This window comes from Stenotrophomonas sp. CC22-02, assembly GCF_004365115.1.
Lineage (GTDB): Bacteria > Pseudomonadota > Gammaproteobacteria > Xanthomonadales > Xanthomonadaceae > Stenotrophomonas > Stenotrophomonas forensis.
In genome coordinates, this window is record NZ_SOCO01000001.1 from 112,761 (window position 1) to 125,237 (window position 12,477).

A 12,477-nucleotide genomic window follows, 5' to 3' on the forward strand; every position below is an offset into this window, starting at 1 on the left:
GGCCTAGGTAATACTACGGCGCATGTCCGCAGATGCTCACACGATCCCCACGCCCCAGGCCACCTACGCGCAGCGCGTGGCCTTCGTTTCCGAGATCGCCGGACGGCTGCACAGCTACGGCACCACGGCCCAGCGCCTGGAAACGGCGGTGGTGGCACTGGCCCGCCAGCTCGATCTGGATTGTGAACCGTGGTCGAATCCCACCGGTATCATCCTCAGCTTCAGCGACCCGGCGCAGGCCATCGGCTCCAGCGACATCACCCGTGTGATCCGGCTGGCGCCCGGCGAGAACGACCTGCACAAGCTCAGCGTTGCCGACCATATCGCCGAGGAAGTGTCCAACGGGCGGATGAGCATCGCCCAGGGCCACACCGCGCTGCGGCAGCTGGACAAGGATCCGGGCCGACGCGGCAAGCTGCGCACCATCCTGTCGTTCAGCCTCGGCGCGGCCGGCGTCGCCGGCATGTGGAAGCTGCCGTGGCTGGACATCGCCACCGCCGGTGTCATCGGCCTGATGATCGGCCTGCTCGGCATGGTCACCGACCGCCGCCCGGCCACCCGCGAGGCGGCCGAAGCATTGGCCGCGCTGCTGGCGGGCCTGGTTGCCACTCTGGTCGCGTCGTTCATCGGCGCGCTCAACCTCAACACGGTGATCATCGCCTCGCTGGTGGTGCTGCTGCCGGGCATGTCGCTGACCAATGCGGTCAATGAACTGGCCAGCCAGCACTGGGTGTCGGGCACCGCGCGTTTCGCCGGTGCACTCACCACCATCATGAAGCTCAGCGTCGGCGCGATGATCGCGGTGACCCTGGCAGACGTGCTCGGGCTGGACCCGGTGATCCGTGCGGCGCGGCCCCAGGGGCCGTGGGTGGAGTGGGGTTCGCTGCTGACCGCCGCGTTCGCGTTCGCGATGCTGTTCAAGGCCAACCGCCGCGATTACCCGTGGGTGATCGCCGCCTCGGTGGCCGGTTATGCCATTTCCAAGTTCGGTGGCCATGCCTGGGGTGCACCGGCGGGCATCTTCCTGTCGGCGATGCTGTTGACCGCCGGCGGCAATCTGTTCGGCCGCCTGGTCGGTCGCCCCGGCGCGATCATCCGCCTGCCGGGCATCATCATGATGGTGCCCGGCAGCACCAGCCTGCGTGGCGTGCTGACCCTGGTCCAGCAACAGGACGTGGGTGCCGGCCAGAGCGTGTTCCTCACCGTGCTCAACGTGGTGATGGCACTGGTCGCCGGCCTGTTGTTCGGCAATCTGCTGATGCCCGCGCGCAAAACCCTGTGATGATGTCGGTGGGTGTGGACCGTTGCTCCACACACCTCCCGGGAAATGAAAAAACGCCGGCGTTCGCCGGCGTTCTTCATTGCATCCCGATCTGGCCTCAGGCCTTCTTGATCAGGAAATCTTCCGGCTTCTTGCTGCCCTTGGCGGTCAGCTCGGCCATCCAGCGCGGCTGCTTGCCACGGCCGGTCCAGGTTTCCTTCGGGTTGGCCGGGTTGCGGTACTTCGGGGCGACCTTGCCCAGCTTGCGGCCTGCCGTCTTGGACGGAGCCTTGGTCGCAGTGGCGACCTTGCGGGCGCGCGGAGCGGGGGCGCCGCCGAACAGTTCCTCGATGGTGTAACCCTCGGTCTTGGCCAGCTTGCTCAGCTGGGCCCGGACCTTGGTGATCGGCCGGCGCTTGGCGACGATGGTCTGCTGCTTCTTCGCGGTGCGGATCAGGGCGCCCAGCTCTCGTGCCGACAGGCCGGTCAGGTCAATGCTCATTTACGGTTACTCCGGAAACTAATGTGTGGACGGGACGAGCCAGTCCATGGCGTCGCGGGACAGAATAAAGATGAATTAATCCAAGCACAAATGCAGGTCGGCCAGGGCTTGGCGGCATGCCGACTGCAGCGTGTCGATTTTGACCGGATTATGTCTGCTGCAGTATCGGGCAGCGGTTCGGGTGGCAAAAAAAGACCGGGGCATGCCCCGGTCCTTCCCTGATCAGCCCTGCAGGCGCTGCAGCAGGGTGGCCTTGTCGAGGCTTTCCGCTTCGCTGGCGCGACGCGAGCGATACTCGTAGGTACCGGCAGCCAGGCCGCGTTCGCTCACCACCACGCGGTGCGGGATACCGATCAGTTCCATGTCGGCGAACATCGCGCCCGGGCGCAGGCCGCGGTCGTCGAGCGCGGCATCCAGGCCCGCATCGCGCAGCTCCTGCAGCAGGCTGGCAGCAGCGTCGGCCACGGCGGCGTCGCCCTTCGGGTTGATCACGCACACCACCACCTGCCACGGCGCCATCGCGTCCGGCCAGATGATGCCGGCCTCGTCATGGTTCTGTTCGATCGCGGCAGCGACCACGCGCGAGATGCCGATGCCATAGCAGCCCATCGCCATCACGGCCGCCTTGCCGTTCTCGTCCAGCACCGTGGCATCCAGCGCCTTGGCATACGTGCGGCCAAGCTGGAACACGTGGCCGACTTCGATGCCACGGGCGATCTTCAGTTCGCCGCCGTCCAGCGCACGGTCACCGGCACGCACGTTGCGGATGTCGGCCACTTCCGGCTCCACCAGGTCACGGCCCCAGTTGACGCCGGCCAGGTGGAAGCCGGCTTCGTTGGCACCGACGACGAAGTCGGACATCGCCGCCACTTCGCGATCGGCCACCACGCGGATGGCCTTGGCCGGCGCGACCGGGCCGAGGAAGCCCGGCACGCTGCCGAGGTGCTCGGCGATTTCCGCCTCGCTGGCGAAACGCTGCTCAGCCAGGCCGGCAACCTTGGCCAGCTTGATCTCGTTGACCTCATGATCGCCGCGCACCAGCGCCAGCACGAACTGCTGTGCTTCGCCTTCGCCGGCGATCAGCGCCACCGACTTCACGGTGCGCTGCAGGTCGATGCCAAGCAGGGCTGCAACGTCCTCGCAGGTCTTCTGGGTGGGCGTATCGACCTTGCGCATGGCTTCGCCGGCGGCCGCGCGCGGCGCCGGATCGGCAGCGATCGCCGCTTCCATGTTGGCCGCGTAGTCCGAACCGGTGGAGAACACCAGCGCGTCCTCGCCGGAATCGGCGATCACGTGGAATTCCTGCGAGGCATCACCGCCGATGGCGCCGGAGTCGGCCTGCACCATGCGGAAATCCAGGCCGAGGCGGGTGAAGATGCGGCTGTAGGCCGACTTCATGTTCTCGTACTCGCGCACCAGGCACTCATCGTGCAGATGGAACGAGTAGGCGTCCTTCATCAGGAACTCGCGCGAACGCATCACGCCGAAGCGCGGACGGATTTCGTCGCGGAACTTGGTCTGCACCTGGTAGAAGTTGACCGGCAGCTGCTTGTAGCTGGACAGCTCGCTGCGCGCGAAGTCACAGGCGGCTTCTTCGGCGGTCGGGCTGTAGCAGAACACCTGGTCCTTGCGATCCTTGATCTTCAGCAGCTGCGGGCCGAACTTCTGCCAGCGCCCGGTCTGCTCCCACAGTTCCTTCGGCTGGATGGTCGGGATCTGGAATTCCACGGCGCCGGCGCGGTCCATTTCCTCGCGGACGATGCGTTCAACCTTGCGCAGCACGCGCAGGCCCAGCGGCGACCAGGTGTACAGGCCCGATGCCAGCTTGCGGATCATGCCCGCACGCAGCATCAGCCGGTGGCTGGTCAGCTCGGCGTCGCTGGGGGTTTCCTTGGTGGTGTGCAGGTGGAACTGGGAGAGGCGCATCGTCGGCTTCGGATAACGGCAGAGACGCCTATTCTGCCAGCCCGGCCGGGGTGGGGGGTACTGGCAGGGCTGCGCCCTGCACCCGCCTCAGGCAACGTCAACTGCAAGAGCAACAGCGGGTTTTCCGGGGGATGGCGGGGTGGGTCCGGTTGCGGGGGGCGCCGTAAATACGTCCATGTAGGCTCGGTCGCCGCATCCATGCGGCTCACGCCCCCGCAACCGGACCCACCCCGCCTTCGACAGTTTCCCGCGATCTGTCCGCAATTCTGTAGCCGAGCCATGCTCGGCCGCTGTCGTTCAATTCCCGGAATATTCGATTTCCATGGAGATTCATCCACACATGGCGTGGATGGCCCGCCGTCACCAGGAACCTGTCGAAGGTGGGGCGGTGTCGGATTGCGGGGTGTCCGCGGCATGGATGCCGCGGCCAAGCCCCCAGGGACGGGTTTACGGCGTCCCCGCAATCCGACACCGCCCCGCCAAACCCACAGAAAGCCCAGAGCCGGCTGTTGCCGTTGACGTTGCCTTTGCTTGAAGCAGGTGCAGGGCTGCAAGCCCTGCCAGTACCCCTCACTCCGCCGGGCAGTAGGCCTTGACGGCCGCGTCGGCCAGCCCTTTCTGCGCCGCGCGCTGCTCCGGGGTCAGCGCGGTATCGGGCTTGCCGTCGCCATTGGTGTCCTGCATCACCTGGCCGGACCCTTCCAGCAGGGCCAGGTTGGCGCGGGCGGTGCTGCACTGCTCCGGCACCGGCGTGGCCGGGGTCTCGGCACCGGCCGCGGCCTGTGGGCTGCGGGCCTGCTCGCGGGTCTCGAATTTCTTGCCCGCCGGCGGGGTCTCCGAGTACTGGGTCACGCCGTTGGCGTCCTTCCACTTGTAGACCGGACCGGCCACGGCGTGGGCACTGGCCAACAACAGCAGGCATCCAAGGCAGGACAGGGCACGCATGGCAGACTCCGCAGAATGGGCGTAGAACGCCGATTGCAGCATTGGCACCGAGCACTGGCAAGTCGATTAAACTGGATTCCATGGACCCGATCACACCGCCGCCGCGTTCGCGCACGATTTACCTGCTGCCCAACCTGTTCACCACCGCCGGGCTGTTCGCTGGCTTCTACGCGATCATCGCCGCGGCCAACGGGGATTTCGTCAACGCCAGCATCGCCGTGTTCGTGGCGGCGGTGATGGATGGCCTGGACGGGCGCGTGGCGCGCCTGACCGGCACCAGCAGCGAGTTCGGCGTGCAGTACGACTCACTGGCCGACCTGGTCAGCTTCGGCATGGCCCCGGCGCTGGTGATGTACCACTGGTCGCTGTCGTGGCTGAAGTTCGATGACCCGCTGCTCGGCCGGGTCGGCTGGGCCGTGGCCTTCCTGTATGCCGCCTGCGCGGCGCTGCGCCTGGCCCGCTTCAACACCCAGGTGGCGGTGGTCGACAAGCGCTGGTTCGTCGGCCTGGCCAGCCCGGCGGCGGCTGGCCTGATGATGTCCTTCGTCTGGGCCTTCGCCGATGGCAACCTGGGCTGGGATGGCAACCAGCTGCGCTATGTGGCGCTGGCCGTGACGATCATCGCGGCGCTGCTGATGGTCAGCCGCATCCGTTTCTGGAGTTTCAAGGGCGGTGCCGCCAAGGGCACCCGTTCCGATCGCGTCCCGTTCCTGGTGCTGGCACTGGTGCCGGTGGCGATCGCCATCGCGGTCATCGATCTGCCGCGCGTACTGTTCGCGGTGGGCATCCTGTACGCCTTGTCCGGCCCGGTGATGTGGGCCGTGCAGCGCCTGCGCAAGAAGCCCGAGGCAGCGTGAGTCAGGACCTGCCCGTGCTGTGGTCTCCGGCCCAGCAGGCCTGGCTGCAGGCCATGGGCTACACCGTCTACCACGACGGCCAGCTGGCCGCCGAGCTGGATGCCGCGCTGCAGCTGAGCGTGGCCGAAGCCGAGGCGGCCGCCGTGCCGCCGACGCAGCCGGCGCGGGCAAGCGCCGCATCTTCGTCGGGCGAACGCCGCGCCGAAGCTGTGCCGTCGCCCGGTCTGCCACGCCCGGCGCCGCCACGCCGCGAAACCCCGGTCAACGCACCCGATACCGCGCCGGCATCGGCGCGTCCGCTGCCGGCCGGCAATGCCCGGCAGCCCGTGGTGCGCTTGCCGGATCGCCTGCAGATCGCGCTGCTGCGTGCGTCCGGCTGCAATCCCAATGATCCGGCGACGCAGGCGCTGATGGACAGTTGGCCCCTGGACCGGCTGCGCCACGACCCGGCCGCCAAGCGCGCGCTGTGGCCGCAGCTGCGCGCCCTGCGCAAGCGGGGCGCGCCATGAGTGCGGTCAGCCAGCCCGGCCCGGTCAGCCTGCGCGCGTTGCGCGAGAGCGATCTCAATGCGGTGATGGCGATTGAAGTGCGCGGTTATCCGTTCCCATGGACCCGCGGCATCTTCGTTGACTGCCTGCGTGCCGGTTACCCGGGCCTGGCGATGGAGCGCGATGGCCAGCTGATCGGCTACGGCGTGCTCAGCATCGCCGCCGACGAGGCGCATGTCCTGAACGTCTGCATCGATCCGTCGACGCAGTCGCGGGGGCTCGGCCGCCAGTTGCTGCGTGCGCTGGTGCAGCTGGCCGGAGACCGCGGCGCGCAGCGCGTGTTCCTGGAAGTGCGGCCGTCCAATGCGCCCGCGCTGGCGCTGTACCACAGCGAAGGCTTCAACGAGATCGGCCGTCGCCCGCGCTACTACCCCGCCGCGCAGGGCCGCGAAGACGCGCTGGTGATGGCGATCGAGCTGGTCGACGGCGACCTGCAGGCGATGCCGCCGCTGTAGCGGAGAAGGGTTGCCGGCCAGCGGCCGGCACTACCGATGAATCGGTAGGTGCCAACCTTGGTTGGCACGCTCTGCTCACGCCAGCCGCAACGCCAGCACGCCACCGACGATGAGCGACGCCGCGAGCCAGCGCGCGCGCGGTATCCGCTCGCGCAGCAGGAATACCGAGATCAGCAACGCGAACAGGATCGAAGATTCGCGCAGCGCCGAAACCATCGCCACCGGTGCCTGGGTCATCGCCCACAGCGCCATCGCATACGAGGCGGTGGTGCCGACGCCGCCGGCCATGCCCAGCGGCCAGTGCTGGCGCGCATAGGTCAGCACCGTGCCCCGCCGGGTATACAGCGCCCACAGCGGCAATGGAATGCCCGACAGCAGGAACAACCACAGCGTGTAACTGAGCGCGCTGCCGGACTGGCGCGCGCCCTGCGCATCGACCAGGGTGTAAGTGGCGATCATCGCGGCAGTCAGCAGTGGCAGCCGAAGCTGGCCGCCTCGTGCACCCAGTGCCATGCACAGGATGCCGGTGCTGACCAGCACCACACCCAGCCAGGCCACAGGCGGCAGCCGTTCACCCAGCAGGGTGCCGGCCAATGCAACCAGGATTGGCGCACTGCCACGCATCAGCGGATAGGCCAGGCTCATGTCGACCTGCTGATAACAGCGTGCCACCAGGCCGTAGTAGGTCACCTGCAGCAACACCGAGGCACCCAGCCACGGCCAGCTGTGCGCGGCAGGGAAGGGCAGGAACGGCAACGCGGCGGCCGACAGCAGCGCGGCGCTGCCGGTGACCAGCACGGTGCCGAGGAACTTGTCCGGGCCGCGCTTGACGATCGCATTCCAGCTGGCATGCAGTGCTGCGGCAGCGAGGACGAGCAGGAAGATGGAAAGCGGCATCCGCCGATGATGCCATGCGGGGCAAATGGAAACGCCGGGCATCGCCCGGCGTTTCCGATTCCACTTCGGTGGGTGCCAACCTCTCCCGCCGTGGCAGGTGCCAACCTTGGTTGGCACGCACCAGAGCGCCGCGGTTACAGCTTCGCGCGCTGTTCGCGCAGGCCGGCCAGCTGGGTGTTCCAGTCCACCAGGCGCACGCGCTCCTGCTCGACCACGGCCGCCGGCACCTTGTCGGTGAACTTGGCCAGCTTGGTCTCGCTCTTCTCCTTCTCGGCTTCGACGCGGGCGATTTCCTTGTCCAGGCGCACGCGCTCGGCATCAAGATCGACCAGGCCTTCCAGCGGCACCAGCAGCTTCAGCTCACCGATGATCGCGGCGGCGGCAGCCGGTGCGCTTTCGCCTTCGGCCAGCCACTGGATGCTGTCCAGCTTCAGCAGGAACGACAGCGAGGCACTGAAACGTTCGATGCGCACGCGGTCCTGCTCCAGCCCGGCCTGCAGGCGCAGCGGCACCAGCTTGGACGGCGCGACATTCAGTTCACTGCGCACGCGACGCACCGCACTGATCACTGCCTTCAGCCATTCCACGTCGGCCTCGGCCTGGGCGAAATCGCCTTCGAACTCGGCCGCCGTCGGGTACGGGCGCAGCGACAGCGTGGTCTCGGCCAGGCCCAGGCGCGGGGCCAGCTGCTGCCACAGCTGTTCGGTGATGAACGGGGTCAGCGGGTGCAGCAGGCGCAGCAGGGCTTCCAGCACGTACAGCAGGGTGTGGCGGGTGCTCTCGGCGTCGGCGGCGTCACCACCGTTCAGTGCCGGCTTGCTCAGCTCCAGGAACCAGTCGCAGAACGCGTTCCAGGCGAACTCGTACAGGCACTGTGCCAGCAGGTCGAAACGGTAGGCGGCGAAATGGCCCTGCGCTTCGGCGGTGGTGGCGGCCAGGCGCGCCAGGATCCAGCGCTCGGCATCGGTGCGCGGCTTGGGCGCGCCGCTGAACGCCGCGCCCTCGGTGTTCATCAGGGCGAAGCGGCTGGCGTTCCACAGCTTGTTGCAGAAGTTCTTGTAGCCCTCGGCGCGGTTCATGTCGAACTTGATGTCGCGGCCGTGGGTGGCCAGCGCAGCGATGGTGAAGCGCAGCGCATCGGCACCGTGGGCGGCGATGCCGTCCGGGAATTCCTTGCGGGTGGCCTTCTCGATCTTCTCCACCATCTTCGGCTGCATCAGGCCGCCGGTACGCTTGGCGACCAGGTCGTCGATGGTGATGCCGTCGATGATGTCCAGCGGATCGAGCACGTTGCCCTTGCTCTTGGACATCTTCTGGCCCTGGCCGTCGCGGATCAGGCCGGTGAAGTAGACGTCCTTGAACGGGATCTTCCCGACCAGGTTGTCGGTGGCCATGATCATGCGCGCCACCCAGAAGAAGATGATGTCGAAGCCGGTGATCAGCACCGACGACGGCAGGTAGCGGTCGAAGCCACGCTCGGCCATGGCCTGTTCGTTCGGCCAGCCCAGGGTGGAGAACGGCCACAGCTGCGAGGAGAACCAGGTCTCCAGCACGTCGCTTTCCTGGTCCAGCACCACATTGCTGCCGAGGTGGTGCTTCGCGCGCACTTCCGCTTCGCTGCGGCCGACGTAGCAGCTGCCGGTGGCGGCATCGAACCAGGCCGGGATGCGGTGGCCCCACCACAGCTGGCGGCTGATGCACCAGTCCTGGATGTTGTTCATCCAGTGGCGGTAGGTGTTGATCCAGTTCGGCGGCACGAAGGAAATGCTGCCGTCCTCGACCAGTTCCAGGCCACGCTTGGCCAGGTCGTCCATCTTCACGAACCACTGGTCGGTCAGGTACGGCTCGATCACCTGGCCGGTACGGTCGCCGCGTGGCACCTGCAGTTTGTGCGCCTTGGTCTCGACCAGGATGCCCAGGTCTTCCAGTTCGGCCAGCACGGCCTTGCGCGCTTCGTAGCGGTCCAGGCCCTGCAAGCGTTCCGGCGCATTCTCATTCAGCGCCGCCACCGGGGTGAACAGGTTGATCATCGGCAGGCTGTGGCGCACGCCCACTTCGTAATCGTTGAAGTCGTGCGCCGGGGTGACCTTGACCACGCCGGTGCCGAACGCACGGTCGACGTAGTCGTCGGCGATCACCGGCACGCGGCGGCCGGTCAGCGGCAGCACCACGCTCTTGCCGATCAGGTGCGCATAGCGCTCGTCTTCCGGGTGCACCATCACCGCGGTATCACCCAGCAGGGTTTCCGGGCGGGTGGTGGCGACCACCAGGTAGTCGCGGGTCTCGCGCAGGGTTTCCACGCCGTCGGCATCGCGCTCGACGTGCTCGTAGCTCAGGCCTTCATCCAGCGTGTAGGCGATCGACCACAGGAAGCCGTCTTCCTCGGCGCTCTCCACTTCCAGGTCGGAAATGGCGGTCTTCAGCACCGGGTCCCAGTTGACCAGGCGCTGGCCACGGTAGATCAGGCCCTGCTCGTACCAGCGCACGAAGGCTTCGTTGACCGCGGCCGACGGCTGCGGGTCCATGGTGAAGGTGCTGCGCGACCAGTCGGCGGAGGTGCCGAGCCGGCGCATCTGGCGCTCGATGGTGTCACCGGACTGCTGCTTCCACTCCCAGACCTTGCCGATGAAGCCTTCGCGGCCCAGCGAATCGCGGGTCTCGCCCTTGCCTTCCAGCGCCAGGTTGCGGCTGACCACCATTTCGGTGGCGATGCCGGCATGGTCGGTACCCACCTGCCACAGCGTGTCGTAGCCGCGCATGCGGTGGTAGCGCACCAGCGCGTCCATCAGGGTCTGCTGGAAGGCATGGCCCATGTGCAGGGTGCCGGTCACGTTCGGCGGCGGCAGCAGGATGGTGTACGGCTCGCCCGTGCCGGACGGCTTGAAGTGGCCGGCCTTCTCCCAGGCCTCGTAGAGGTCGGTCTCGAAGGACTTCGGGTCGTAGCTGGAGGCGAGTTGGGTCATGCGGGGGAACCAGGAGGCAATCGTTGAAGGATCAGGGCACGGCGGCGGCCCATCAAGGGGGCCGGGGCGTGCTTACATGTCGTGCTTGTTCAGGTCGTAACCGGCGGCCTTGTACTGGCGCCAGCGTTCGCGCAGCGGTTCGCGCGCTTCCGGGTCGGCCGGGACCACTTCCAGCACGCGCTCGCACTGGCCCAGCCAGGGATCGTCGCGCAGGTTGATCACCAGCGGGCGGGCCGGGGCCTCGGTGCCGGGCACCGCGATCAGCACCAGGGCTTCTTCCTCGTCCATGTCCTCGCCGGCGATCTGGTGCGGGATGTAGGCCTCGTCATCGAACGCCCACAGCAGCTCGTCCAGTTCCTCGGCCTGGGCCTGGTCGCGGGCCAGCACCAGGGTGAACAACCCGGCGTCGTTGGCCTTGCGCGCCAGCTCGCAGACCAGGCGCAGCGGCTCGGTCAGGAAGCGGGGCTTGGCGATCAGGTAGAAGTCGGCGCGGGGCATGGCAGGGTCCGGGTCAGGCAGGGGCCCGGCGTTGCCGGGCGAGGCCCTGGCCGGCGGTGGCCGGCCAGGGTCGGGTACGGCATCAGGCGCGGGCGACCTGGTCCAGCAGCCACTGGCTCAGCAGGCCGACCGGGCGGCCGGTGGCCATGCCACGCTTGCCTTCATCGCTGGCCACGCCGGCGATGTCCAGGTGTGCCCAGCGCTGGCCTTCGGCGAAGCGCGACAGGAAGCAGCCGGCGGTGATCGCACCGGCCCAGCGGCCGCCGATGTTGTAGACGTCGGCGAAGGTCGAATCCAGCATCGGCTGGTACTCGTCCCACAGCGGCAGGCGCCAGGCGCGGTCGAACACGTGTTCGCCGGCGGCCAGCAGCTCGTTGGCCAGGTCGTCGTGCTTGCTCATCAGGCCGGCGGTCTGGTGGCCCAGGGCGACCATGCAGGCACCGGTCAGGGTGGCGACGTCGACCAGCGCGGCCGGCTCGAAACGCTGCGCGTAGGTCAGCGCGTCGCACAGGATCAGGCGGCCTTCGGCGTCGGTGTTGCCGACTTCGATGGTCTTGCCCGACATCGAGGTGATCACGTCGGACGGACGGTATGCGTTGCCGTCGATGGCGTTTTCCACCGCCGGGACCACCACCACCAGGTTCAGCGGCAGCTTGGCCGTGACCGCGGCGACGAAGGTGCCGATGACGTTGGCGCCACCGCACATGTCGTACTTCATCTCCTCGATGCCGCCCTGGGTCTTCAGGTTGACGCCACCGGTATCGAAGGTGATGCCCTTGCCGACCAGCACGTAGGGCTTGGCGTCGCCGGCGCCGGTCCACTTCAGCACGACCAGGCGCGGGCGGTTGGCCGAACCACGGGCCACGGCCAGCAGCGAGCCCATGCCCAGCGCTTCCATCTGGGTCTCATCCAGGATCTCGGCCTCGGCGCCGTCGTGCTCGCCGGCAAACTTCACGCCCACTTCGGCCAGGTAGGCCGGGGTGCAGTAGTTCGGCGGCAGGTTGCCCAGTTCGCGGGCGAACTCGACACCGGCGGCGATGGCCTGGCCCTGGGCCAGGGCCTGGGCGTCGTCACCGGCAATGGCCAGCTGCGCCAGGCCGGCATCGTCGGCCTTCTTCTTGCCCAGGGTGGCGGTATAGCGGTAAGCAGCGTGATCGGCGGCGATCACGGCCTGGCGGATCGCCCAGGCGGCGTCGCGGTCCTTCACCGCCACTTCGGACAGGGTGAACAGCGCACTGCGGGTGGCACCGGCCTTCAGCGCGCGAACGGCGTCGCCGACGGCCTTCAGGTACTGGGGCACGCCGAAGCGGGCGGCCTCACCGAGGCCGACCACCAGCACGCGCGGGGCGGTCACCCCCGGCAGGTCGTGCAGCAGGGTGGTGGCGCCGGTCTTTCCCGACAGGTCGCCGCGCTGGGCCAGGGCGGCCAGGCGACCGCCGCTGGCGGCGTCCAGTGCCTTTGCGGCCGGAGTCAGGGTATGGTCGGCATACGCGCCGACCACCAGGCAATCAACAGTGGCGGCGGCCGGAGCAACATGGTTCAGGGTGAATTCGAGGGCCATTGAGCAGATTCCATTGGCAAGTCCGTACAATCGCGGACCGTTTACGCCCAGACAGTAGACTGGG

11 protein-coding genes are annotated in these 12,477 nt (G+C 67.8%); 4 read left to right on the forward strand and 7 right to left on the reverse strand.

Annotation, left to right across the window (positions count from 1 at the left end; translation table 11 throughout):
* Positions 1-22 precede the first annotated feature (22 nt).
* Complete coding sequence (locus N440_RS00515; RefSeq protein WP_004154117.1) at positions 23-1,282, forward strand: threonine/serine exporter family protein; 1,260 nt, start codon at positions 23-25, stop codon at positions 1,280-1,282.
* Positions 1,283-1,379: 97 nt separating this feature from the next.
* Here the strand turns inward: N440_RS00515 and N440_RS00520 are convergent, their stop codons facing one another.
* The 3 genes from N440_RS00520 to N440_RS00535 form a co-directional block, all read right to left on the reverse strand.
* On the reverse strand, positions 1,380-1,763 hold the full coding sequence (locus N440_RS00520; RefSeq protein WP_004154120.1) for an H-NS histone family protein: 384 nt from the start codon (positions 1,761-1,763) through the stop codon (positions 1,380-1,382).
* Positions 1,764-1,985: 222 nt separating this feature from the next.
* Entirely contained in the window at positions 1,986-3,689 is a 1,704-nt protein-coding gene (locus tag N440_RS00525) for a proline--tRNA ligase (RefSeq protein ID WP_133933751.1), read from the reverse strand.
* Between the two features lie 570 nt (positions 3,690-4,259).
* A complete protein-coding gene (locus N440_RS00535; protein WP_133933753.1) occupies positions 4,260-4,634 on the reverse strand; it encodes a DUF4124 domain-containing protein in 375 nt (124 codons plus the stop codon).
* Positions 4,635-4,714: 80 nt separating this feature from the next.
* Here N440_RS00535 and pssA point away from each other — a divergent pair, with 80 nt between their 5' ends.
* Genes pssA through rimI form a run of 3 tightly spaced genes read left to right on the forward strand, consistent with a single transcriptional unit; the run spans position 4,715 to position 6,494 of the window.
* The gene (gene pssA, locus N440_RS00540; protein ID WP_005415206.1) at positions 4,715-5,491 is read left to right on the forward strand and encodes a CDP-diacylglycerol--serine O-phosphatidyltransferase; all 777 of its coding nucleotides are present in this window, start codon (positions 4,715-4,717) and stop codon (positions 5,489-5,491) included.
* Positions 5,488-6,000 carry a hypothetical protein gene (locus tag N440_RS00545; RefSeq protein ID WP_133933754.1) on the forward strand — a complete coding sequence of 171 codons (513 nt, stop codon included), beginning with the start codon at positions 5,488-5,490 and terminating at the stop codon, positions 5,998-6,000. The genes pssA and N440_RS00545 overlap by 4 nt, the downstream gene beginning before the upstream one ends.
* A complete protein-coding gene (rimI, locus tag N440_RS00550; protein ID WP_004154129.1) occupies positions 5,997-6,494 on the forward strand; it encodes a ribosomal protein S18-alanine N-acetyltransferase in 498 nt (165 codons plus the stop codon). Before N440_RS00545 ends, rimI begins: the two co-directional genes overlap by 4 nt.
* 75 nt (positions 6,495-6,569) lie before the next feature.
* On the opposite strand, the gene N440_RS00555 is transcribed toward rimI, so the two are convergent.
* From N440_RS00555 to N440_RS00570, 4 genes are all read right to left on the reverse strand, one after another.
* Positions 6,570-7,391, reverse strand: a complete 822-nt coding sequence (locus tag N440_RS00555; RefSeq protein ID WP_133933755.1) for an EamA family transporter — start codon at positions 7,389-7,391, stop codon at positions 6,570-6,572.
* Between the two features lie 134 nt (positions 7,392-7,525).
* Positions 7,526-10,354 carry a valine--tRNA ligase gene (locus N440_RS00560; RefSeq protein WP_133933756.1) on the reverse strand — a complete coding sequence of 943 codons (2,829 nt, stop codon included), beginning with the start codon at positions 10,352-10,354 and terminating at the stop codon, positions 7,526-7,528.
* A 72-nt stretch (positions 10,355-10,426) separates the two neighbouring features.
* Entirely contained in the window at positions 10,427-10,852 is a 426-nt protein-coding gene (locus N440_RS00565) for a DNA polymerase III subunit chi (protein WP_133933757.1), read from the reverse strand.
* Positions 10,853-10,934: 82 nt separating this feature from the next.
* The gene (locus tag N440_RS00570) at positions 10,935-12,413 is read right to left on the reverse strand and encodes a leucyl aminopeptidase (protein ID WP_049458260.1); all 1,479 of its coding nucleotides are present in this window, start codon (positions 12,411-12,413) and stop codon (positions 10,935-10,937) included.
* Positions 12,414-12,477 lie beyond the last annotated feature (64 nt).